Genomic DNA, 24,355 nt, shown 5'->3' with positions numbered 1-24,355 from the left:
CTTTGCGGAATCACCTCACGTGTTTTCAAGACTTTAGCTTGGCCCGGCCCTCGAAGTCCGAAGCTAAATCAAATGATTTGAAAACTTTGCAAGAAAAGGGGGAGGGTGGGGCTAGTCCGCCAACCCTTCCGCCACCACCTCATCCAACTCCTCCAAGTCAAACTGCCCCTCCCACCGAGCCACTACCGCGCTGGCGAGACAGTTCCCGACTACATTCACCATCGTCCGCCCCATGTCCATCAACGCGTCAATCCCCAGGATCACAAAAATAGGCTCCGTAGGCAGCCGGAATGTAGCGGCCGTAGCCAGAAGCACCACGAGCGTAGCCCGCGGAACACCCGCTACTCCCTTACTCGTCAAAATCAGCGTCCCCATCATGAAGAGCTGTTCTCCCCACGTCATCGGCACTCCCGCCGCCTGCGCCACGAACACGCTCGCCAGCGCCAAATAGAGGGTTGACCCATCCAGGTTGAAGCTGTACCCCGCCGGAATCACGAACGACACAATCCGCCTAGGCACCCCGAGTGCCTCCATCGCTTCCATTGCCCTCGGCAGCGCCGCTTCACTCGTAGCGGTTGCGAACGCGATCGTAGCCGGCTCTGCCACTGCTGCCAGGAACCGCTTCACTGGCACTCCTGCGACCAGCGCCACCGGCAGCATGACGAACAGCCCATAGGCCGCCAGAGCCGCATAGAGTGTCAGCAGCAACTTTCCCAGGTTCACGAGCACGCCAAGCCCCATATGCCCCACGGTAAACGCCATCGCTGCCCCTACCCCGATCGGCGCAAAGTACATCACCACGTTCGTAAACTTGAACATAACTTCGCTGAGGCTCTCACAGAGCCGCAGCACCGGCGCACCCTTCTCAGCAGGCAGCGAAGCCAGCGCGATCCCGAAGAATACAGCGAACACCGCCACCTGCAGAATCTGCCCTTCCGCAATTGACTTCGCGATGTTATCCGGAAACACGTGCAGCAGAAAGTCCTGCCAGTGCGTCGGCTCAACCTTCGCGAGCGTCTCCGTCGCCCCACCCGACGCCGGTAGCGTGAGCCCCACGCCCGCCTTACTGATATTGATCGCCACCAAGCCAATCACCAACGCAAGTGTAGTCAGCACCTCGAAGTATATGAGGCTCTTGATCCCCATCCGCCCTACGCCCTTAAGATCCCCATGCCCCGCGATCCCCGTCACCAACGTCGCCAGGATCAGCGGAGCCACAATCGTTCGGATAAGCCTGAGAAAGATGTCTGAAAACACCCGCAGTCCCACCGCGAACCCCGGCGCGTCGAATCCGATCTCTGCGCCTGCCACCATCGCCACAAAGATCCAGGGCGTCAGCGTCCGTCGCTTTACCGCGTAAACCGCCAGCCCCAAGACTCCCACCCACCGCAAAGTCTCACTCGCCACCAGCGACCCATGCATTCCACGCCCGGTCGCCTGAACGGCCACACCGATCATCACAAGCGCTACCGCCGGAAGCAAGACGCCAAGATCGTTCTTCGAAAGATTCATGTGCTGCGAAGAATACCAGCCGCGATCCACCCTGCTGCGCCACACGTACTAATCCCGGAAACGGAAATTCACATCACGTCACCATACAGGCAGAACCGACACGACTGATAGCATCGAAACCACATATGCGCCGCTACGCTCGCCAGGCGATCTTTGCCATTCTTCTCCCGCTCTCCACGGTTGCCGCGCAGCAGCCGCTGAGCCCCCAGCTTCCAAGCCAGTCCTCGCACTCCTCGGCGCTCGATCCTCTTGCCGTGCCTTCCGCCGTTTCGCCCCTCGCGCAGCCTTCCGCCTCTCCAGGAGTTCTCTTCCTCTACGATCTCGAGCACCGCTTTGCGGCATCCGTGGCTGCAGGAGGAGGGAAAGCTTTCGCCACCTGGTTCGCCGATGACGCCGTCGCACTGAACAACGGCCGTCCCGCCGTCCTCGGACGCGGGAACATTGCCGCCTCGGCCACTTGGGATCCCCACACCTATCAGCTCACCTGGACGCCGCAGGGAGCCCAGATGCTTCCCTCCAACGACTCCGGCTTCACATGGGGACACTACGAAGGCCATTCCGTCGACCAGCATGGTCAGCCCGTCGTTACCGCTGGCCGTTATATCACCCTCTGGAAGAAGACGGCGGACGGCTCTTGGAAAGTCGTTCTCGACGCCAGTGCCAACGAGCCCCCTGCCGCCGGGGATTGTTGCACTTTACCTAAGCCCTGACCCAAAAGGGGACGAGTTTTCCCCATTTTCTCTGGGCGCTGACGCGAAAGTAGGAGTGCCAAGCTCCAGCCACCCTCCGTACCATTGGGCCAGATCGTGCTTCGCTGCTAAGCCATTCATATGAATGTTCTACTCGACCAGGACGGGACCAGGCGCATCGATGCCCTCGAAGAATACGAGGTCTTCGATGCCGCGTCCGATCCTGCCTTCGATGACATCAGCCGGCTCGCTGCCCAGATCTGCAATGCGCCCGTCGCCGTTATCGCTCTCCCGGGGCCCGATCGCCTCTACCTGCGTTCAGCCTACGGCCTTGAACTCGGCGAAATCCGCCGTATTCCCCTCGCTCTTGAGAAGACTGTCCGCAACTCCGAGATCTACGAGGTTCCCGATGCTCGCCTCGATCCGTCCTACCCGGCTGGCATCCTCTTCAGCGGACGCTCCTATCGTTTCTATGCCGGCGCGCCTCTCGTCACGCCGTCCGGAGCCGTCATTGGGTGCCTCAGTGTCTTCGATGCCGGTGTGCGCCGCCTCAGCCAGGCGCAAAGCACCGGGCTCGCTGCCCTCGCCCGCCAGGTCATCGGCCGTCTCGAGCTCAACGCCCGTGTCCTCCAGATGGATCGTGCGGCCCGCGCCCGTCAGCGGGTCGAGTCGGCCCTCACGGTCGAGCGCAACTTCGTTTCTGCCGTTCTCGATACGGTAGGCGCTCTGGTCGTCGTCTACGACACTGCCGGCCGCATAGTCCGGTTCAACCGCGCGTGCGAGACCGTCAGCGGATACGATTTCCCGTCTCTTGTCGGACGCTACGCGTGGGAAAGGCTCATTCCCGACGCTGAAATCCCTACCGCCATCAAAGATTTTGAGCGTCTCAGCAGCGGGGGATTCCCGACAGCTTTTGAGAACTCGTGGCTTACCGCCGACGGCCATCTCCGCCGCATCGCCTGGTCTGCCACTGCCCTGCTTGACCCCCAGGGACAAGTCGCATTCGTTATCTCGACCGGCATTGACGTCACCGAGCAGCTTGCCGCCGAAGCCACCCTGCGCGAGTCTGAAGCGCGCTATCGACAGCTCGTCGAAGGATCGCTCGGTATGGTCTGCACCCACGATCTTCAGGGCAGGCTCCTCTCCGTCAATCTTCATGGAGCACAAAGCATCGGCCGCCGTGTGAATGAGGTCGTTGGGCACTCTCTCGCGGAGCTTGTTCCTTACGAAGCGCTCACCATGTTTGAGCCCTATCTCAAGCGCATCCAGGAGACCGGCGAAGCCGAGGGCATTCTCCATCTCAGGCATACCAACGGGGAAACCCGGATCATCGCCTACCGCAACAAGCTCATTCATGTGCCAGGCAACGAGCCTCACGTCCTCGGCTTCGGTATCGACATCTCCGAACGCGTTCGCGCGGAGGACAAGCTTCGCGTCCTCATCCGCCAGTCGAACTCTATCCTCGAGAGCGTCGGTGACGGCATCTACGGTACCGATCTCGAGGGCCGAGTCACCGTCATCAATCCCGCTGCGTCCCAGATGCTCGGGTACAAGCCTGAGGAGATCCTCGGCCAGAAGCTACACAATCTCATCCATCACTCTCATCCCGACGGCAGTCGATATCCCGTCACCGACTGCCGTATCAACCGTACCGTCATCAATCGCGACACCATCCGCGTCTCGAACGAAGTCTTCTGGCGTAAGGATGGAACGAGCTTTCCCGTCGAGTACGTGGCGCGCCCTCAGATCGAGTCGGACGGCTCTTCCGGCGAGGAAGGTAAAGCCATCGGCGTGGTCGTCGCGTTCACTGATACTACCGAGCGCCGCGCCCTCGACCGGATGAAAGACGAGTTCGTCTCCACGGTCTCGCACGAGCTTCGGACACCGCTTACGAGCCTGCGGGCCGCTCTCGGCCTTATTGCCGGTGGCGCTCTTCAACGCCGTCCCGAGAAGCTTCGCCAGATGCTCGAGATCGCCATTGCCAACACCGATCGGCTCGTTCGTCTCGTCAACGACATCCTCGACCTCGAGCGCATTGGTTCCGGCCAGGCGGAGCTTCACCACACGATGTGCTCGGTCGACGATTTGCTGCACCGCGCCACAAGTCTCCAACAGGCTACGGATAGCAAGGGGACCGTAAATATTACGTACGCTGCCGCGGGCGTCAATGTCTGGGCCGATCCGGACCGCATCCTCCAGACGCTGACGAACCTCATCTCGAACGCAATCAAGTTCTCGCCTTCGGGCAGTTCGATCGAGCTGAGTGCCTGCTACCTGGACGTCGATGAAGCCGAGATCCAGGTCCGCGACCACGGCCGTGGAATTCCTACGGACAAGCTGCAGCAGATCTTCGAGCGCTTTCAGCAGGTGGATGCTTCCGACTCTCGTGCCATGGGAGGAACGGGTCTTGGCCTTGCTATCTGCCGCAGCATCGTCCAGCAGCACGGAGGACGCATCTGGGCTACAAGCACCCTAGGCGAAGGAGCTACCTTCCACTTCACGCTTCCGACTCGGCCTGCGAATAAACTCCGGTAGCCGGCTGGGGCCCTACCCCCCCCTCCCCATTGCCCTGGCGTAAAGCTTTTATTTTGTTGCATTTGCGCTGAATTTAGCGCTGTAAATTGTTCAAAGCAAAGGACTTGCGGCTAAATATTAGATATGAAACAACTTAGGCGATGTTGAGAAGGAAGGCATGCCACCCCGGCGTTTTTCCCTCTATTTCTATTATAGCGGATAGAGAAGAGAAAAAGGACACGGGTAAATCCTTTGCTTTGTTCATCTTGTACGATTTACCCCTTGACAAGTTTCGGGGGATCCAGGACCGCCGGGGAATTCCGCGCTGGGGCGAGGCAATCTTTGCTTTACTTGGGGAGCGATGGCTTACACCTTTAGCTCCGAGCAGACGCTTTCCTACCCGATTGAGGTCGTGTTCGCATTTTTCGCCAACCCGGAGAACCTCCCGCGGCTGATGCCGCAGTGGCAGAAGGCGAGGATCGAAGAGGCCTCCTTTACAGCGCCTCCGCCTCACCCCGATCCTGCGCGGCGGATCAAGGGGATCGCGGCCGGGGCTGGGACGCGGTTGACGATGAGCTTTCGTCCGGTGCCGCTGTCGCCGATCCGGTTGCCCTGGGAGGCGGAGATCTCGGAGTTTGTGTGGAACGATCATTTCTGCGATGTGCAGCTTCGAGGGCCCTTTGCGCGGTGGAGGCATTGCCATCGGCTGCGGACGGTGGCGGGAGGGACCTTGCTGCGGGATGAGGTGGAGTACGAGGTTCCGTTTGGCTCACTGGGAAGGGTTGCGCAGCCCTTGATCGCGTTCCAGTTGGGGGCTACGTTCCGGTACCGGAACACGCGGACGGTGGAGCTGCTGGGATTGATGGCAGGTGGGTGAGCTGCATGGGCTCCCACCTTCGTCGCGATCGAACAGCGACGAAGGTGGGGCACCCCGGGAGGAAGATCAAGGAATGTAAAAGGCGCCTCGATAGAGGCGCCTTTTACGCATAGTCCGGGAGAGGAAGCGACTAGTTCGGCATCAGAACGGTATCGACGACGTGAATCACGCCGTTCGACTGGAAAACGTCAGCGACAGTGACGGTCGACATGCCGCCTTTTTCGTCGGTCAACATGATCTTGCCGCCGGACATGGTGGCGGTGAGCTTGCCGCCCTCGACGGTGGTGAGGTCATACTTGCCGCCGCCCTTCTTGATGTCCTTGGCGAGTTCCTTGCTGGAGATCTTGCCGGAGACGACGTGGTAGGTGAGGATCTTGGTGAGGGTCGCCTTGTTCTCAGGCTTTACGAGGGTATCGACCGTGCCGGCAGGCAGCTTGGCGAAGGCGTCATTGGTGGGAGCGAATACGGTGAACGGTCCAGGTCCATTGAGGGTATCGACCAGGCCGGCAGCCTTGACAGCGGCGACGAGCGTCGTGTGGATGGGCGAGTTGACAGCGTTGGCGACGATCGTCTTGTCTGGATACATTGCGGCGCCGCCGACCATCGGGTCCTTCTGGGCAGAAGCGGTAAGGGTGGAGAGTGCGAGAACACCTACAGCGAAAGTAGCAAGCAGCGTCTTCTTCATGATGTCTTCCTTTGTCCTTGTTGGTCGTCGAAATGGTTGAGATTTTTAGGGGCCCTGCTTCAGGGCGCTCACTAGCATCTACGCAGGCCTGTTCGGCGCGGATTGCATCATGACTCTCGAAGCCAGATATTTTTATTCCTCTTTGGCCGGGAGGGAAAGCACTATCTCGATGAAGATCCCACAATTGTGACTACCGGAGGACCCAGAACCGATCGACCGTTGACAATTCGGTACCGTCCCAGTCAACTAAACGAAGCAGCGATGTCGAGCGAAGCGATCCAGGTCGAGAGTAATCCTCAGGAAACGGTCTCCGCGCCAGAGCGCCATGGACACGATCGGGGTCTTCTGCTGATCGGCCTGTTCAAGCTGGGCAAAGCCATCTTCTTCTTCGCGATCGGGGCCGGCGCTCTTCACTTCCTGCACAAGGATCTCGGCGATTCGCTCATCCGCCTGGCAACGGCGCTGCGGTTCGACCCGGAAAGCCGCCTGATCTCGATGGCGATGGCTAAGGTCGACCTGATCGACCACCATCGCCTCTACGAGATCAGTATCGCCACCTTTGGGTATTCCGCCCTTGCGCTGACGGAGGGCGTGGGCTTGATGCTTGAGAAGACCTGGGCGGAGTACCTTACGCTGGGACTGACGATCTCTTTTCTTCCCTGGGAACTCTACGAACTAGCGCGTCGTCCGAGTTGGTTTCGGCTTGGGCTCCTGATCATCAACCTTCTTGTCCTGGCATATCTTTTGTGGCTTCTCCGGCGGCGGAAGGAACCGTCTTCGCTCTGACACGGGGACTTTCGCTTTTAGTTCGCCTATCAAGGTTTCCGGGGCTTGGCAATACCAAAGTTGTACAGAATCTAAGCCGTCAGCCCCATATCTAGTTGAGTTGACGCCACTATCCCCCATTAGTGGCTTATCCACATAGAAAAGTGGAAATCTCCAGTCCAAATCCCAATTTAGTTCTTTACATCGTCTGGGTGTCAGGAGACGATGTGGACGGAAGTGGTCAAAAGTGGAGCAAAAAGGAGTGAAGTGGAGCCTGAAGAGCTCAAGTTCACTCAAATCTCCCCGGATGACCGAGGCGGAACATGTTTCGTGGCAATCACCCTACGCGAATCGACGAGAAGGGCCGGCTGAAGATGCCGGCGGACTTCAAGCGCCGGATCGATGAGGTGTATGGCCCGATGTTTTACATCACGAGCAAGGATGGAGAGCGGGCTGAGATCTACCCGTTGAAGGAATGGGAAGCAGTTGAAGCAAAGCTGGCAACGCTGGGTTCGATGAACACGGCGAAGAAGAAGTTTCTGGACGCGACGAACTACTACGGCCAGATGACGGAGATGGACTCCCAAGGGAGATTGTTACTCCCCCAGGTGTTGCGTGAGGCTGCCGGATTGACCGACGAGGTTGTCGTTCTTGGTTCGCAGACGTTTCTGGAAGTGGCGAACCGGCCGAAGTTCACGGCGAAGCTTGCCGAACCGATGACCGAGGCCGAGCAAGCAGTGTTGGCAGAGTTGGGAATTTAGTTGGACCCCGTGGACGAGAAGCCCGGGTTTTCTCCCCAGGGAGAGCGTGCGGCGCGGAAGCAAGCCCACGTTCCGGTTCTTTTAGAAGAAGCTTTGCAGTACCTCAATGTGCGACGTGGCGGCACGTATGTGGATGCCACGCTCGGGTTGGCGGGGCACTCTTCCGAGATCGCGAAGAGGCTTGGCGGCGCAGGGAAGTTGATCTGCTTCGACCGCGACCCCGAGGCGATGGAGAAGGCGAAGGCTCGAATGGGCGAAGTCGCCGACGAGCTTGGAGCAGAGATGCCTCAGGTGGTGTATGTGCCGAGGGAGTTCTCGGAGGCTGCCGAAGAAGTTGCCGCAAAGAGTGTGGATGGTTTGCTCGCTGACTTTGGCGTGAGCAGTCTGCAACTCGACGAGGCGCACAGAGGATTCAGTTTTCGGTCGGATGGACCCCTGGATATGCGGATGAATCCGCGGACGGGGGAGACGGCCGAGCAAGTGGTAAATCAGGAGGACGAAAACGTTCTCGCCGACCTGATTTACGAATTCGGAGAGGAGAGGAGGTCGCGGAAAATCGCCAGAGCCATTGTGCGGGCGCGGCCGATAGCAACGACAGCGGAATTAGCTCGAGTGATATCGGCCGTAGCCCCGCAGATGAAAGGCGACAAGATTCATCCGGCAACAAAGACCTTTCAGGCAATCCGAATGAGGGTGAACGACGAGTTAGGCGAGATTCAATCGCTGCTGAAAGGCGCGGGGTCTCTGTTAAAGCCGGGAGGAAGGCTGGTGCTGATCAGCTTCCACAGCCTGGAAGACCGGCTGGTGAAGGATGCGTTTCGAGAGGCCGGACAGGCCAAGACATTTGACGTGTTGACGAAGAAACCTGTGGTGGCCGAGGAGCAGGAGCAAATGCGGAATCCAAGGTCACGCAGTGCAAAGATGCGGGCAGCAGAAAAGGTTTAGGAAGCGCGCGGCGGAGGCCGGCGAAGAAGGAGACGGCGATGGCGGCAGCGACGATGGTAGCAGCGGGCATGAGTGGAGCACGGCGGGTGGGCACGACCTCGGAGCGGAACAGGGCGCTCTTTGAGGCGCAACGGAAGGCGCGGCGCGGACCTACGCCTGAGGTCTTCTTTGCCAAGCACATTGATAACAGCCGGATTGTGAAGGCGGACGATCCGGAACGACGCCGCGAAATGCGGAGCTTCTCGGCTGTGATGGGGATCTTGTTTCTGTTGGTGATGGTGTATGTCTGGCAGCACTTCTCGGCGATTGAAGTGGGCTATCACGTGGAGAGCCAGAAACAGCAGGTCGAGGCTCTGCGGGAAGAGAACAGGCAGCTTCGCTTGACGGAGGCGCAGTTGACCGATCCGGGCCGGATTGACCGGATTGCAAAGCAACTTGGACTTGATGTTCCTCAGCCTGGACAGGTTGTGCGTCCGGACGGCAGCATGCAGAATGCGCCTGTGCTGGCGCAGGCTTCGGCACCGGTGATGCAGTAGCACTATCTTTGGGCTTGGTGGGAGTTGGTATGAGGATGAAGCAGGCGCCACGGCAGACGTTGACGGCTCCGATACGGAGGATCCGCTTCGCCTACGTGGCGTTGTTTTTTTGCGGCTGGGCGGGAGTTATCGGACTTAGGCTGACTTGGCTGCAGGTGGTGAAGCGGCAGGACTGGGTGCATCGGGCGGCGCTGCAGCAGCAGAGGACGTTCGAAGTAGCTCCGCGGCGCGGTGTGCTGTACGACCGCAATCTGCGTGAGCTTGCGATGACTGTGCTGGTGGACTCAATCTATGCCGTGCCTTCGGAGCTTGGAGAGAATCGTGGGAGCGCGGCGGAGATACTCGCCAAGATCGTTCACGCGGACCCCACGGATAACTTCACCTCGCAGCAACAGATGCTTGCGCGCTTCAATGCTTCGAGGAACTTTGCCTGGGTGGCCCGGCGAGTGGATGCGGATACCGCGACGCGGATTCGTGAGTTGAATCTCAAGGGCATTTACACGCAGAAGGAGTTCAAGCGGTTTTACCCGAATAATGATCTGCTGGCGCAGGTGCTTGGATATGTCGGGACGGAAGATGCGGGGCTTGGAGGGCTGGAACTGAAGTTCGATGACGAGATGCATGGAGCGCCCGGGCATATGCTGACGGCGCTCGATGCGAAGCGCCACGTGCTCGACTCGGATGAACGGGAACCACTGCCGGGCGAGAATCTCGTTCTGTCGATCGACGCGAATATTCAATACATGGCGGAACGGGCGCTCGATGCTCAGGTGGAGAAGGTCAAGGCGCTGCATGGCACGGTTGTCGTGCAGGACCCGCATACCGGGCATATTCTCGCGCTGGCCGTTTCGCCGCGGTTCAATCCGAATGATCAGAAGCACATGGACGCGAGCGTTCTGCAGAACCTTGCGGTGAGCGATGTGTATGAGCCCGGATCTGTGTTCAAGCTGGTTACTTATTCAGCGGCGCTGGATTCGGCGGGAGTTGAGCCGACGGATATCGTCGATTGCCAGGGTGGGGCGATGACTATGTACGGACGGACGTTGCACGACGATAAGAGCGATCACTTCGGCCGCGTCACGGTGCAGTATGCTCTCGAGCACTCGAGCGACGTGGGTGCGGCGAAGATGGCGCTGAAGGTTGGGAACGAAAAGTTTTACGAGTACATGAAGGGCTTCGGGTTCGGCGACCGGTCAGGTATCGAGTTGCCGAGCGAGACGCGTGGACTTCTGCGGCCTCCCAAAAAGTGGGGCGCGACGAGCATTCTGTCTATGTCGATCGGGCAGGAGGTTGGCGTTACTCCGGTGCAGTTGGTGTCGATGGTATCGAGCATCGCGAATGGAGGAGTCTATATGCCTCCTCGCATCCTGATGCAATCGACCGATGAGATGAAGGGCGATGCACGTCTTCAGCCCGTTGCGTTTCATCCGGTGAATCAGCTTCCTGCCACGCTGCCGGACGGGGCTCACCGGGTGATCCGGGAGCTGACCTCGGCTAAGATGCGCATGATGATGCAGGGGACTGTCGAGACGGGCACGGGTAAGCTTGCGAAGCTGAATGGCTACTCGTCGGCGGGTAAGACGGGGACGGCGCAGAAGATCGATGTAGCTACGCATACTTATTCGCATACGAAGCTTGTGGCCAGCTTCGCGGGTTTCGCGCCAGTGAGTAATCCGGCGATCGCTGTCGCGGTGGTGATCGATACGCCGACCGCGGGGTCTGAGGTCTCCCACTACGGAGGTGCGGCAAGCGCTCCCGTGTTTGCGGAAGTCGCGCAACAGGTGCTCGAGTATCTTGGCGTTCCGCATGATCAACCGCTGCGCAATAAGAAGGACATGAAGGCACCGGTTGAGGAAGTGGCTGATTCTATCAACGATCCTGGCGATCTGAGTGACATGTTCGCCGAGGTCAACAACCTTCCCGCGGATGATCCTTTGCGTGCCCAGCCTGTGAATAACGCGAACCCCGTTTCCACGCAGAGGCTAGCCGACGCGACTCTGGCTACGCCGTCCGAGAGGCCTTACACGCCGCCGGTGAGGAGTAAAGGCGTGATCGATCTGCTGCCTGCGAAGGTGCTTGCTGCCTTCAAGGCGAATGGTGGAACGACATCCACGATGCCGGATGCTGTGGCCGGCCTTACCGCTCCGCTCCATGCTCCTCTGGTCACACCCGCTGTTCAGGCGATCGGTCACAACGCCATCGTGGTGGACTCGACCAGGCGAGTCGCCGTTCCTTCGTTTTCAGGTGCGGGTCTGCGGACTGTGGTTGAAGAGGCCGGTGCGCTCGGACTCCGGATCGAGCCGGTAGGGAGCGGTCTGGCTCGCGAGCAGGTTCCGAGTGCGGGAGCAATGGTTCCAGTCGGTACCGAGGTGGTTGTCCGATTCACTCGCTGAACAGGCGAGTCAGCGTAGCATAGGACTCAGGGGATACCGATGTTGTGGGCAGAAGCTCTGAAGGGTGTCACCGTCGTCGAACGGTTCGACGCCCCAGTTCAGGTCGCGGGTGTCGAGTACGATTCACGACGTGTTCAGCACGGAGACATCTTCGTCGCCATGCGCGGCGGCAGCACCGATGGCAATCGATTTATTGATATAGCAGTCTCTAGAGGAGCTGCTGGTATCGTCACCGACTCTCGTGAGGCATACGACGCCCACCGTTCGACGCGACCCATCTCCCCAGTTGCTCTTGTTTCGCATGGACGCAGAGCTTTGGCGGAGGTTGCGGCGAATGTCTTCTCTCACCCGGAAGAGCGTCTTGCAATCAGCGCAGTGACTGGAACGAACGGTAAGACGACGACCGCGTATCTGCTCGAGCAGTTTCTCAAGAGCGCCGGGCGCACCTGTGTTCTAATCGGAACCATCGAGACTCATGTTGCCGACGAGGTGAGATCAAGCGAGCACACGACTCCGGAGGCCCGCGATTTGTTTGCGACGTTCGCGGATGGCGTGGCCGCTGGCGCCACGGAGACGATCATGGAGATGAGTTCTCATGCGCTCGATCAGGAGCGCGTCTGGAGCATCCCACTCGATGTCGCCCTTTTCACAAACCTGACCCAGGACCATCTCGACTATCACGTTACGATGGACCGCTATTTCGAAGCCAAGGCGCGCATGTTTGAAGGCGTAGGCGCAAAGGCTCCGAGGGTAGCAGTGATCAATGCGGACGACCCCCATGGTGACCTGCTGCAACAGAAAGCAATGGCGAACGGATCCGAGGTCATGTCTTATGGACTCGGGCCTCGCGCGGCTTATCGGGCGGATAACATCAGTCTTCGAGCCGGGGCGACCATCTTCGATTTTGATACGCCAGCAGGCTGCGTTCCGATCATGTCGCCACTTACTGGACGGGTGAATGTGTATAACCTGCTTGCGGCCTCGTGCGCAGCCCTCGCGCGCGGCTTGTCGCTTGGAGAGATAGCCGGCGCAGCGGAGCGCTTGGGCCAAGTGCCTGGACGGTTCCAGGTCGTACCCTCCGGCAACGCAAAGATCGCCGTCGTGGTGGACTATGCCCATACTGACGATGCGTTACGCAACCTCATCGCACTTGGCCGTGAACTTGTCGGGCCGCATGGCGGCAGAGTCATCACCCTCTTTGGATGCGGAGGGGATCGCGATCGAACGAAACGGCCGAAGATGGGGAGAGCCGCAGCGGAGGGCAGTGACCTGATCGTTGTGACGAGCGATAACCCGAGGTCAGAAGACCCGGAAAAGATCATCGAGGAGATCATGGTGGGTATTCGCGAGACCGGCACGATCTGCATTGTGGAGGAGGACCGTGCCGGTGCCATCAGCATCGCGATTCGTGCCGCGCGGGCGGGCGATATTGTTTTGATAGCTGGTAAAGGACATGAGAAGGTGCAGATCTTTGCGGACGAGACCGTGCCTTTCGATGACGTTGCGGTTGCAACCGGTGTCCTGGCGGAATTGAACGAAGTAGATGGAGACCCGAATGAAGCTTAGGCTTGGCCGCGTGGCGGATTGGATCGGAGCTGAAGGGGACTTTGCGACCGAGTCGGAAGCTATTGGCTACTCCATTGACTCACGGACTATCTCCGCAGGAGATCTCTTCTTTGCGGTACGTGGTGAGCGCATGGATGGGCACGACTACGTTGAGGCCGCGCTTGGGAATGGCGCTGTGGCAGCAGTCGTAAGCATGCAATGGTTATCCCCCGCAGGTGTCGGATCTGACAGGCTATTGCGAGTGCCGGATGAGAACGATTACGAGAACGATGGTGTTCTCGCGGCTCTTCAGCGGTTGGCGCTGCGTGTGCGGCAGGAGTGGGGTGGCCGCGTCATCGGCGTGACGGGCTCGGCTGGAAAGACGACCACCAAGGAGGCCGTGGCGACCGTCCTCGGCGCGAGGTTTCGCGTGCTCAAATCCCATGGGAATTTCAACAACGGTTTCGGTCTGCCGCTTCAAATGCTCAAACTGGAACCGGAGCATGAAGTCGCTGTGATCGAGATGGGAATGAACCACGCCGGAGAGATTCGTGCGCTTGCGGAGATCGCACGGCCGGACTGGGCGGTGGTTTCGAATGTGGCACCCGTGCACCTGGAGTTTTTTGCCGATGGCATCAAGGGAATCGCTGCGGCCAAGTACGAGCTTGTCGAGGCTCTCCCTCCAGACGGGATCGCAGTGCTGAATGCGGACGACGAGTATGTAAGAACGTTTGGCCACGGAATGGGATCGCGCGCGGTCTTTTATGGAATGGGAGAAGACGCCGAGGTTCGTGCCACTCAGATCACCGAAGCCGGCTCGGAGGGAACCGTGTTCACCGTTGCGGCCGGTGGCAGACGGGCGAGCGTTCAACTCAGAATGCTCGGGCGACACAATGTGATGAACGCGCTCGCCGCGATTGCGATTGGTCTGCAAAGCGGTATTGATCTCGAAGCTTGCGTTGACGCGTTAGGCACCCTACAGGCTGGAGATCGTCGCGGCGAGATCATGCAGTGGAACGGAGCCACCGTGATCAATGATTGTTACAATTCAAACCCGCGCGCCTTGGACGCGATGGTAGACGCCCTGCTCGCGATACCGGCGGAACGGCATATCGTCGTCGCGGGAGAGATGCTCGAACTTGGTCCCGATGCTGAGACACTCCACGCCGCTTGCGGTAAGAGAATGGCGGATCGTGGCGTCGTCCTCGTACTTGGAGTCCGCGGTTATGCCCGGGCGATTGCGGACGCTGCACACACTGGCGGCGTCGAGAGCATATTCTTCGAATCACCGAAGGAGGCTGGGTCCTGGATGAGAGACAGTCTGAGACCTGGCGACGCGGTCCTGCTGAAGGCATCCCGCGGAGTCAAGCTCGAGCTCGCTCTTGATGTACTCAAAACCAAGGTGCAGTAGCCGGGTTACCGGCCTCAAGCTGCTTCCGGAGTCTTCCGTTTCGCAAGTTCACTGATCGTCTGCTTGCTCAAGGCTTTCTCGTGCAAGAGTAGCTCTGCCGCGCGTACCCTGGGGTTCGCATGGAACCATGTCTGGAAGATGTTCTGACGCAGAAGGTTAGTCACTGCCAGCAGGGCCATACCCTGATGGTGCGCCATCCAGGAGCGCACGAGCCGGGGTTCTGAGCCTTCGGTGTAATCCGCAGCCTCGTAGAAACCATAGGCTCCGGTCCAGCCCATGGATGCCATGCGCCGCAGGTTTGACAGAGCTTCCTTTCGCAGCATGGGCAATGCAAGGAAGGTGGAATAGGGCGATATGACGGGCCCGTCCTCCGCTCCGTACTTGAGGGCGAGCTTCGGAATTCCCCACGCCTGGTAGCCATACCGGCCCGCTTCATCGGTTTTTGCAAACCCGCTCTCAGAGATGCCCCACGGAATCTTGCGGACATGCTCGAACTGAATGCGAACGGCGGCCTCGAGCGAGTTAGAGAGAAGCGTATTCGGAAATGTGCGCATCCATAGGGCGGGCATCATGTACTCAAACATCGTGCCTGTCCATGAGACGAGCGCCGCCCTGCCTTTCACAAGGACATGGGAGCGATCGAGTCTAAACCATGCCTGCTGTGGGATGTCTCCCTTGGCGACCGCAAGGAACGACGCGATACGCGCCTCTGACGCGAGAAGGTCATAACACGCAGAGTGCAGTTCATGAGTGAGACCGTCGTAACCAATCGAGAGGAGCTGGCGCGACTCGACGAAAAGGAAGCCATACTCCATGGCTTCCGCGAACCCTTCGGCGAGGTCGATGATGCTCTTGGTGTTTTGCTCTAACTGGATCACTCGGTCGATGGCAGCCGGCAGCCGCTGCTGAAGGGCTCTGGCCTTCTCACTCAGAAGAGGGTCGGCATCGAGCTTGTGGAGCGCCGCTGCGAGAGTACGTAAGTGCGATTCGGCATGCCCAAGCGATGGGATAGAAGTCGTTCCTTCGACCTTCACCTGAACGAGTGGATCGAATTCTGGCAAGAGCCATGGGAGATAGTTTTCAATCAGGGAGACTAGTGCCAATCTCCGCCGCTCCAACTCGGCGGAGACCCACGAGTCTGAAGCACCGGCGCCGTCCCTGGTTGACCTTGACGGGGAGAAAAGCTCTTGCAGGTGGGCGGTCACCTCAGCCGCCTCACGTGGTTTCGTATCACTATTTGCGGCAATTTGATCGAGTGCCGCAAAGCTCTCGGAGCTTAGTAGAGGCCTTTTGAGGTAGTCGAGTCCACCTGTATGCAATGTGTAGAAAGAGGCAGCGAGATTGCCGCTATCGACAGCGGAGACGGTGAACGGCGGAACGGCCTGCAGCGTCTCAATGTCGTACCAGTTATAGATATGTCCGCGCTGCTTTTCCAGGCGGTCATACGTCCTCAGCGTCCCGAGTGTCGCATCGACAAACTCTGGAATTGTAAGAAACCCAAGCTCACAAGCGGCCTGTCTTGCGTTCAAGAGCATCCCGAGATTCGTGGGCGAAAGCTTGCGCACTTGCAAGAGATTCTTCTCTTCCACATTGTCCGGGATCAGCCAGTGGTTCTCTGGCCCACCGAATTCAGAATAAAAGCGCCAGAGAAGAAGAGCCTGCTGCTCGAGAAAGGCACGGTCCGCGAGACTTAGGGAGCGCTCCGGTGGGCGAGGAGACGAGTTGAGCCACTTCGCTGCGAAGGGGGCAATTATCCAGAGGAAAAGAACTGGTCCGGCTGCCAGCAACCCGTGGCGATCGTGAACCGCGAGCAAGGCCGCGAGCACAAGGGCAAGAACAGGAGAAAGCTGAAGATAGATATCGAGTGAATTTCGCTTGGCGCTCGACTCAGACTGCGCTGCCGTCTCCCATTCCAGCATGCGGCGGCCCGAGAAGAAGCTGCGGCTCAGCGTACGCACAATGGCATCGATCGAGAGCATCATCTGGTGCGCGAGAAATGTGAGGTTGATGAGCGCAAAAGCAATAGAGCCGAAGAATGTTGAGAAGGCCCCACGCACGGCTGTCACGCTAGTACTGAATAAGGCCCGCAGGAGATCGAACATGAGTTGGACGAGCGCTGGAAGGAGAAGCAGCGTGATGGTAATGAGGGTCCAATACGGTGCTCCGCCTGGAAGATAAAAGCAGCCCAGGACAAGTACTAGAAACGTGAATGGCTCGACGAGACTGCGGCGCAGGTTATCGAGGATCTTCCATTGCGAGATAAAGCTGATGGGGTTCGGGACCAGGCGTCCCGACTCGTCGGGAACCCTGAGGAATAGCCAGCGCATGATCTGCCAGTCGCCGCGAATCCAACGATGCTTGCGACGTGTGTGGGCGTGGTACTGGGATGGGTAGTCGTCAATGACTTCCACATCTGTTACGAGCCCTGCGCGGACGTATGCTCCCTCGATGAGATCGTGCGAGAGGAGGGCGTTGCGAGGGAAGCGACGCTCGAGGACCTGGTAGAGCACGCTCACGTCGTAGATACCCTTGCCGGTGAAGATTCCCTCGCCGAAGAGATCCTGGTATACATCCGACACGGCGCGCGTGTAGATGTCGAAGCCTGTTTCACCTGAGTAAATTGCTGATAGCCTTGAGCGCGATGCGGACGACACGCTGACGCCGACGCGTGGTTGCAGAATGCCATAGCCCGCAGTCACGATCTTTCTTTTCGGATCGATGATTGCGGTGTTGAGAGGATGGGCCATTGTCCCGATCATGCGGGCTGCCGTGGAGCGCGGCAATTGGGTATCTGAGTCCAGCGTGATCACGTATCGGACTTTCTCAAGGACGTCGAGGGGACCAGCCTTGATCGGGAAGCTGTCGAACTCGTGCAGCAGAAGCTTGTTCAGGTCAAGTAGCTTGCCGCGCTTGCGCTCCCATCCCATCCACACACCCTGGCGGGCATTGAAGACTCGGTGCCGGTGTAACAAAAGAAAAGAGCCGCCCCGTCCTTCCGCGTACTTAGCATTGAGATTATTCGTATATTCGATTGCCATCTGAACAAGCGGATGACGTTCGTCGGGCGATGGCTGCGCGATGCTATCGGGAAAGTCAGTCAGCAACGCGAAGTGAATGTTTGCGTCTTCATTCGAGAGGTAACGGGCCTCGAGGTCCTCAAACAGCTCCTGGACCTGGGTATCTTTGAGAAGAAGGGTAGGCACGACGACGAGCGTGGTTGCCTCGGCCGGAACGCTCTTAACAAAGTCCATCTTTGGTAGGGACTCGGCTTTGAGTAGAGAAGAGACGAGTCCGTTGATCAGGTCGACGGCGCCTTGCGTGACAGGCAGAAGCGCCAGAATAAGAGCACCCATCACAGGCCAGAACGCGTGATGGGGAACCAACGGCGCGATGATCGGGAGAATGAGGACGAAGGAGAGTACAACGATCCCAAGAACGTAGATGTAGTCGTTATGCTCTCGAACGATATCTCGAATTCTTTCCGAGGGTGGAGGATGATAGCCGATGCGCGTCTTGAGGGCGGGAAGGCCCTCAGCGAAGAGGTAATACCCCACATGCTGCTTCCGGCGTGCTCCACGGGGGTCGGGGTCCCCGAGTTCCTGCTCCTGCTGCGCCATGAGGAGTGCAGCTTGCGCAGTCTCGAACTCGCTGAAGTCGGCATGCTCGGCTAGTTGCGCGACGCGCTCATGATAGGCGTGCCGCGTCTCATCCTCCATGAGGGCAAACGCTCCGGCAGGGTCAGCTCGGAGGGTCTCATCAAAAGAAGTAAGAGACTCAAGCAGATGTCGCCACTCGTATTGATTGAGCCTTCGCAGGCTATGAATCGGAGCGGAGAACGGGGACTGCTCAATGGGTGGCAGCTCGCGTTGTTCAAATACCTCTTCTGCACGATCGAGTATGAATTCGAGCTGGGCATACTTCAGAGCCTGTGGAAGAAGCAGGATCTCGTCGAGAAGAAGTACGTGACGCTCCTGCACCTGATGGACATAAAGAGCGATGGAGGCGGGTGACCAGATTCCGGAGGCGGCCGAGAGATACTCTTCCGCTAGATTGTTGATGCGAGGTAGAGCACCGTGGTGAGTAAGCCGTACATGAGGCAAGGCCTGCAAGGCGGGCACGGCGCTCTCGGCCGATTCGATGACCGCTTGCAGCATCCGGCCGCTCTCCAGCAGTTCCAATTGCGGCGTCAACTCCTTACCCGTTGTGCGGGCGTGCGCGGTGGCCAGGATGCTCTTGAGTTTGGCCCGGAGTTCCTTCAGTCTCTGCGGAAGACCGGTTTCATACTTCGCCGGAGGCAACATCTCCCATCCCTCGGCGAGAGTTGTTGCCCGGTCGCGGAGAACGTTGTCAGATACGAGGGGCTTCTCTGGCAGACTGTCGGCCGGAACGTCAGGGGACGACGTCGTGAACTGATGCCCGTGTCCTGGCATTGCCGGATCGTCGTGGAGTGCTTTCAAGGTTTCCTCCTCCGGCCGTCGATCGCTCAGGCGACGAGACCTTGCAGCAGTGCGCGACTCCGTGGGCTAGCGATAACTTGCCGCCTGCATCTCGAACATGCCCGCGTAGACGCCTCCGCGAGCCATGAGGTTCTGGTGGTTTCCTTCTTCAATCAACCGGCCACCCGCAAGCACCACGATCCTATCGGCCATACGGACCGTGGAGAACCGATGCGAGATCAATAGAGCCATTTTGCCCTGCGTGAGTTCGGCGAAGCGCTCGAACACCTCGAGTTCGCTTCGTGCGTCGAGTGCGGCCGTCGGCTCATCCAGGATCAGCAATTGCGCATCGCGAAGGTAGGCGCGGGCGAGGGCCATCTTTTGCCACTCACCGCCGGAAAGCTCAACGCCTCCCTCAAACCGTCTTCCGAGCATCTGGTCGTAGCCTTCCGAGAGCTTGACCACCACGGTGTCGGCAAGACTCTTATGAGCCGCGGATTCAATGTCATTTTGATTGTGCGTCTGATCGACACGACCGACGGCAATGTTCTCTCTCGCGGTCATCTCAAAGCGCATGAAGTCCTGGAAGATCACGCCGATCTGGCGATGCAAATCTTCCAGGGAGTACTCGCGCAGGTCCACTCCATCGAGGAGGATCTGTCCCTGAGTTGGGTCGTAGAGCCTGGTGATCAGTTTCACTACCGTTGTCTTGCCCTGGCCATTCTCGCCGATCAGCGCAATGCGCTCCCCCGGCGAAAGGGTCAGGTTAAAATCCTTCAAGACTGTGCGGTTTGTGCCGGGGTAGGTAAACGAGACGTTGCGGAACTCGAATCCACGAACGATCGATCGAGGGGCGGGCAACCCATCCGGCTTAGATCGCACTGTCGGCTCCATTGCAAAAAACGCGAGCAAGTCGGTGAGGAAGAGTGCCTGGTCGGCGATGCCTGACGCCGTCGAGAAGACTTGCTGCAGGTTGGAACTCGCTTGCTGGATGGCCGCTGTGAGGAAGGTGAATTGGCCGATGTCGTAATGTCCGGCGATCGTTCTCCAGATCACATAGACGTAGGCGCCGTAGTAGCCAAGTGTGCCGATGATTCCGAGAAGGCCACCCATGATCAACTTCGATCGAGACAGGGCGACATCTTCCTGGTAGATCTTCCGGGCGAGTGCCTGGAAGCGCTCGGTAAAGAATTTATTCAGACCGAAGAGCTTTACCTCCTTCGCTCCTTCCCGGCTTCCCGCGACTTCGCGAAGATAGTCCATCTGCCGCTTTGCGGTTGTCTGGCGGAAGTTCTTTGCGTAGCCAAGGAAGGCAAAATGCGTTTCGCCGAGGAAGGAAGGAAGCACGCCGAGAGCGAGAAGGAGAACAAGCCACGGTGAAGCCCAGGCGAGTGCGGCCGAAAAGACGAGGGTGGTGATCACCTGCTGGAAGAGGCGCCCCATCTGCTGGATCATCGCCAGGCGATCCGTGGCCTGGACACGGGCACGTTCCAAGCGGTCGTAGAAGACCGGGTTCTCGTACGTTGTGAGATCCAGCCGTGCAGCCTGCTCCATCACGCGAACGCTGACGTACTGCGTGTACCGGTTAGCAAGAAGAGAGTCGGAATAGTCGATGGCGCGGGTGATCAGACCAAGCACAACGTTGAGCGCAACCTCAGCGGCGACGAGCGACCAGAAGCGCGATGGGAGCGGCTCTCCACGCAGATGCCCCGCGATGTCCGTGATAATGTACTGGGCGACCTTGGCCACGGCAAAGGGAAGAACTGCCACGATGACGCGCAGGATAAGGCCCCAGCTCACGACCTCCGGACCCGAATCCCAGAGAATCTTCAGGACCGGCGGCATGTTCTTGAGCGCGCTAAGTCGTTCCCGCCAGGGGCTTTGACCGTTCACGTTGGCGTTCGACTCCGTCATAGTTTCGTTTGAGGACGTGCAGGAACACAGAGGGGCTATATCGCCAGATTACGTCGCTTTGGTTTCTATGATGCTGAAAGCGTGCTTATTGTCATCTGTACGAATGGAAGTTTTCGCCGAATGCGATGAAACTTGTTCAATTACAGCTATTTGGGCATCTGTGCGCCAGCTGCGGACTCTTCTCGCGTGGTGCTGAACGGGAAGGTGAGGGTGGAGATCACCTGAACTGAGGCGTCTCGATCGGGGTACGGCCGGAACTTCCATCGCATCATCTGTTCCTGAGCTGCCACCTGGAGAGCCGGGTTATCGGAGAAGAAGTCGTCGACCGACCGAACGTTGCCCTCACGATCAACAACGATCCGCATGACCATGGTGCCTGAAAGAGGCCCCGTCTGCACTGCGGGCCACTTTGGCTGCGGGGCCTGGAGGATGAGCTTGCGCATCTGGCCTTCTGGGACAACAACGACACGCAGCTGGTGTTTGGCGGGAGTTGGCCTCCGTATGACGAAGCCTGCCGATTCGCTTCCGGCTAGATCCTCGAGAAGGGTGACCTTCGCGGTTAGCTGCGGGCCGCCTTGTGACTGCGCGGTGAGGCGGCGTGCGATCTGCTTTCCGTGGAAATCGGCAAAGTCGTGAAGCGCCACATCCCAGTCGATGTCTCCGCCGTAGACAAAAAGCCCGGTTTCACGTGAGATTGCAATGGATGCGGCTAATGCCCTTGTGGTCGTTCCATCGCTTCCAGGAATCTCCCACTTTGCCTTGATTTGGCCCGGCGTGCCGTCGGGCTTGTCGACCTTGATGTGAAGTGCCGCAAGCTGATCGAACCTCGGCACCGTGTCGACCAACTCTACCGTTAGATTCCGCAGCAGTTCCGGGAAGACAGGTCCGGCAATGTGCTCCTCCCTCGCGGCGCCGTTCACCACAAGGGTCTGCGAGAAGGTCTTCGAATGAAACTCACGTCGCCATACTGTCGGCGACTGCCACCATTCTTCCACCTCGGCATCCCACTGTGGATCATGCTTCTTTTCGTCAGATATCGTCGCTTTCAGGTGGAAGGGGACGCCGCCGGAAGCAGCGAGTGTTGATCGGCCCGCTGCTTCTCGTACAACATCCTCAAGCGGAGCATCCTGCTGCGCTTGCGCGTGGTCGAGTGCGAGCATTACCCCGAAGGCGACGACGGTCGTCCAAGAAACTCTCTTTTGCATGCACATCCTTAATCTTCCAAGCTGATCCCGGCTACGGCTTCGGCGCGTCAGCACCGGTCCAGGGATATGGCGTCCAATCCTTGACGAGCGGCTGACCGGGAAGCGGCTTCCAATGTGAGTCGCCGAAGCCACGCTCTCTGAGCTTCGTCCAACGCTTTGCCAGCCGGTCGGCGCGGCCTGGAGGGACATCCCACGGCTCACCTGTGATGGCATTCAGGTCATAGACGACCTTCCCATCCTTGACCGTCAACTCACACAACATTTTCTGGTTGCTCCTCACGACAGTGCTGTACGCGTCGTCGAAGCCGAAATCACCGTGCTGCACGCTGAGGACGGCCACATCCGCGATGGCCCCGACGGAAAGGTTTCCAAGTTGAGTCTGCAGGATCTCCCGCGCGGGATTCCAGGTCATGTCCCTCACGACCTCCTGGAGAGGCATGCCCATCGCGAGGAACTTGTCACCGACGTTCAGCAGGTCTTTCATTCCGGCGTTCATGCTGTCGATGTGCAGGTCAGTCGAGATCGAATCTGGCGCAAAGCCGGCCTTGTACAGAGGAATGGCGGTGAACCATGCGAAGCTCGCCTGCCCATGGCCAACATCGAAGTAGATGCCGCGCGCGCGTCCTTCACGCATGCCGCGTCCCGGGCCGCCGGTCTTGAAGTCCTGCTCGCCGCGCTCGCCGGAGAGTGCGTGCGTATAAATGTCGCCTGGCCGCAGGACAGTCTCCAGCAGTTGATAGAGCGGCCTTTCGATTCGCCTGCCGCCGAAGTCGATCATCACCGGAATATGCGCGATTGTTCCTGCCTTCACCGCCTGCTCATACGGCGTCCATTCGGGTCCCATGAAGTGCGCGCTCTTTACACCAACGATGACACCCGGATACTTGAGAGCCATCGCCGCCGTGGGCTCGGCCTGCATATCCTCAAGGTTGTTCTCGTACTTGCCGCCTCTCATGCCGGACCCAACGATGTTGAGCATCGCCAGGACGCGCGTCTCCGAACGGTCGATGATCCGGTCCTTGAAGTCGGGAAAGTTCCGCCAGCCCGAGGAGCCCGCGTCGACGATGGTCGTCACTCCGTTGCGCAGCGTGAAGCCATCGGGATACACACTAAGGTCTCCGGCGTAGGAGTGCCGTTCACCCGTGCCCGCATACACGTGCGTGTGGATGTCAATCAGTCCGGGAACGACGTACATGCCGGTTACGGTCACCGCCTTTACAGCGGTGTCCGCAGGAATGTCTTTCCCGACTGCCGCGACCTTTCCATCTTTGATGGCAAGGTCCATCACGGTATCGATGCTGTTCTTCGCGTCGATGACGTGACCGCCCTTCAGCAGCAGGTCGTAATCGGGAGAGCCCTGCGCCGCTGCGTCTCTGCCCTGTACGAGGGTCTGTGCATAGGCGCTCGGCAATGCTGCAATGGTAAGGATGGCAAGTCGAGCGAGCAAACGTGCTTTCATCAGTCCTCACTGTGCTGCAGATGTTTCTGACCGTCTTCGTAGCCGATGATCGTTCCGCTTTGGTCTACCTTGGCGAACTTCAGGAGCGACATCGTATAGGCGAAGTCATCGATCAGCGCTGCGAGGGTTTTGGAGAGATTGCGAAAGCTCTTGGCGGAGAGACCTCCGAACAGGTGATCGTTCACTCTCTGACGCTCCGGACCAACACGCTGAACCAGCGATTCGCCTTTATCGGTTAGCCGAAGCAGCACGCCTCTCCCATCGCTCGGGTTGGGACGCTTGCTTACCAGGCCCGCCAACTCGAGTTTCCCAACCTCACTTGTAATGAATGCTGTGCTGACGTGAAGCCTCTTGGCGACGTCGCTTACCCGGATGCCGCCTTCGTGCTGATGATTCGCGAGGATCATGGCGATGTTGTACTGAGGCGAAGAGAGGCCGAGCAGCGAAGCGAGATGAGCCCTGGCCAACTCCAGGGATGCGCCGAGCGTGGAGAAATCGTGCAGAAGCTGTCGAAACTGATGATCGGTGGCTCCGCCCTCATCAAGGATCGCGAGGCGCGTCGCTGAGAGCGGGAGCAACGGCGATGACGCTCTGGCGACGGTACCCTTCGAAGGCTGCTTCCGCGCGCCGCCCGTGAGATCCGGGATGGCAGTTCGCTTCCGCACCGGTCGTTTCTTCGAGGAACGGATCATCGCTCCACTCTAACCG

Annotated in this window: 17 protein-coding genes; 10 read left to right on the top strand and 7 right to left on the bottom strand. The window is 59.0% G+C overall.

Annotated features, from left to right (window positions below; all coding sequences use genetic code 11):
• Nucleotides 1-111 precede the first annotated feature (111 nt).
• Nucleotides 112-1,512, bottom strand: coding sequence for a dicarboxylate/amino acid:cation symporter (locus GRAN_RS03005; RefSeq protein WP_128911514.1), 1,401 nt, complete (start codon nucleotides 1,510-1,512; stop codon nucleotides 112-114).
• A 125-nt stretch (nucleotides 1,513-1,637) separates the two neighbouring features.
• Here GRAN_RS03005 and GRAN_RS03000 point away from each other — a divergent pair, with 125 nt between their 5' ends.
• From GRAN_RS03000 to GRAN_RS02990, 3 genes are all read left to right on the top strand, one after another.
• A complete protein-coding gene (locus GRAN_RS03000) occupies nucleotides 1,638-2,222 on the top strand; it encodes a YybH family protein (protein ID WP_128911513.1) in 585 nt (194 codons plus the stop codon).
• Between the two features lie 120 nt (nucleotides 2,223-2,342).
• A complete protein-coding gene (locus GRAN_RS02995; protein WP_128911512.1) occupies nucleotides 2,343-4,736 on the top strand; it encodes a PAS domain S-box protein in 2,394 nt (797 codons plus the stop codon).
• A gap of 340 nt (nucleotides 4,737-5,076) precedes the next feature.
• Entirely contained in the window at nucleotides 5,077-5,592 is a 516-nt protein-coding gene (locus GRAN_RS02990; protein ID WP_128911511.1) for an SRPBCC family protein, read from the top strand.
• Between the two features lie 130 nt (nucleotides 5,593-5,722).
• On the opposite strand, the gene GRAN_RS02985 is transcribed toward GRAN_RS02990, so the two are convergent.
• The gene (locus GRAN_RS02985; protein ID WP_128911510.1) at nucleotides 5,723-6,277 is read right to left on the bottom strand and encodes a fasciclin domain-containing protein; all 555 of its coding nucleotides are present in this window, start codon (nucleotides 6,275-6,277) and stop codon (nucleotides 5,723-5,725) included.
• 261 nt (nucleotides 6,278-6,538) lie between these two features.
• Between GRAN_RS02985 and GRAN_RS02980 the strand changes: the two genes are divergently transcribed.
• The 7 genes from GRAN_RS02980 (at nucleotide 6,539) to GRAN_RS02950 (ending at nucleotide 14,633) form a co-directional block, all read left to right on the top strand.
• On the top strand, nucleotides 6,539-7,063 hold the full coding sequence (locus tag GRAN_RS02980) for a DUF2127 domain-containing protein (protein ID WP_128911509.1): 525 nt from the start codon (nucleotides 6,539-6,541) through the stop codon (nucleotides 7,061-7,063).
• Nucleotides 7,064-7,365: 302 nt separating this feature from the next.
• Complete coding sequence (locus GRAN_RS02975; RefSeq protein WP_128911508.1) at nucleotides 7,366-7,803, top strand: division/cell wall cluster transcriptional repressor MraZ; 438 nt, start codon at nucleotides 7,366-7,368, stop codon at nucleotides 7,801-7,803.
• 9 nt (nucleotides 7,804-7,812) lie between these two features.
• Entirely contained in the window at nucleotides 7,813-8,748 is a 936-nt protein-coding gene (gene rsmH, locus GRAN_RS02970; protein ID WP_128911507.1) for a 16S rRNA (cytosine(1402)-N(4))-methyltransferase RsmH, read from the top strand.
• A 38-nt stretch (nucleotides 8,749-8,786) separates the two neighbouring features.
• The gene (gene ftsL, locus GRAN_RS02965; protein ID WP_128911506.1) at nucleotides 8,787-9,284 is read left to right on the top strand and encodes a cell division protein FtsL; all 498 of its coding nucleotides are present in this window, start codon (nucleotides 8,787-8,789) and stop codon (nucleotides 9,282-9,284) included.
• Nucleotides 9,285-9,319: 35 nt separating this feature from the next.
• Nucleotides 9,320-11,677 carry a penicillin-binding protein gene (locus GRAN_RS02960; RefSeq protein ID WP_128912942.1) on the top strand — a complete coding sequence of 786 codons (2,358 nt, stop codon included), beginning with the start codon at nucleotides 9,320-9,322 and terminating at the stop codon, nucleotides 11,675-11,677.
• A gap of 39 nt (nucleotides 11,678-11,716) precedes the next feature.
• Complete coding sequence (locus GRAN_RS02955; protein WP_128911505.1) at nucleotides 11,717-13,243, top strand: UDP-N-acetylmuramoyl-L-alanyl-D-glutamate--2,6-diaminopimelate ligase; 1,527 nt, start codon at nucleotides 11,717-11,719, stop codon at nucleotides 13,241-13,243.
• A complete protein-coding gene (locus tag GRAN_RS02950) occupies nucleotides 13,233-14,633 on the top strand; it encodes a UDP-N-acetylmuramoyl-tripeptide--D-alanyl-D-alanine ligase (RefSeq protein WP_128911504.1) in 1,401 nt (466 codons plus the stop codon). The genes GRAN_RS02955 and GRAN_RS02950 overlap by 11 nt, the downstream gene beginning before the upstream one ends.
• Nucleotides 14,634-14,647: 14 nt before the next feature.
• On the opposite strand, the gene GRAN_RS02945 is transcribed toward GRAN_RS02950, so the two are convergent.
• The 5 genes from GRAN_RS02945 to GRAN_RS02925 form a co-directional block, all read right to left on the bottom strand.
• Nucleotides 14,648-19,090 carry a glucoamylase family protein gene (locus GRAN_RS02945; protein ID WP_241654312.1) on the bottom strand — a complete coding sequence of 1,481 codons (4,443 nt, stop codon included), beginning with the start codon at nucleotides 19,088-19,090 and terminating at the stop codon, nucleotides 14,648-14,650.
• 66 nt (nucleotides 19,091-19,156) lie between these two features.
• The gene (locus GRAN_RS02940; protein ID WP_241654311.1) at nucleotides 19,157-20,983 is read right to left on the bottom strand and encodes an ABC transporter ATP-binding protein; all 1,827 of its coding nucleotides are present in this window, start codon (nucleotides 20,981-20,983) and stop codon (nucleotides 19,157-19,159) included.
• Between the two features lie 146 nt (nucleotides 20,984-21,129).
• Nucleotides 21,130-22,188, bottom strand: a complete 1,059-nt coding sequence (locus tag GRAN_RS02935; protein WP_161570815.1) for an energy transducer TonB — start codon at nucleotides 22,186-22,188, stop codon at nucleotides 21,130-21,132.
• Nucleotides 22,189-22,219: 31 nt separating this feature from the next.
• A complete protein-coding gene (locus GRAN_RS02930; protein ID WP_128911502.1) occupies nucleotides 22,220-23,647 on the bottom strand; it encodes an amidohydrolase/deacetylase family metallohydrolase in 1,428 nt (475 codons plus the stop codon).
• Nucleotides 23,647-24,339 carry a MarR family winged helix-turn-helix transcriptional regulator gene (locus tag GRAN_RS02925; RefSeq protein WP_128911501.1) on the bottom strand — a complete coding sequence of 231 codons (693 nt, stop codon included), beginning with the start codon at nucleotides 24,337-24,339 and terminating at the stop codon, nucleotides 23,647-23,649. The genes GRAN_RS02930 and GRAN_RS02925 overlap by 1 nt, the downstream gene beginning before the upstream one ends.
• Nucleotides 24,340-24,355 lie beyond the last annotated feature (16 nt).

It is taken from the genome of Granulicella sibirica, from assembly GCF_004115155.1.
Taxonomy (GTDB): domain Bacteria; phylum Acidobacteriota; class Terriglobia; order Terriglobales; family Acidobacteriaceae; genus Edaphobacter; species Edaphobacter sibiricus.
This window is presented reverse-complemented; position numbering and strand designations above follow the sequence as displayed.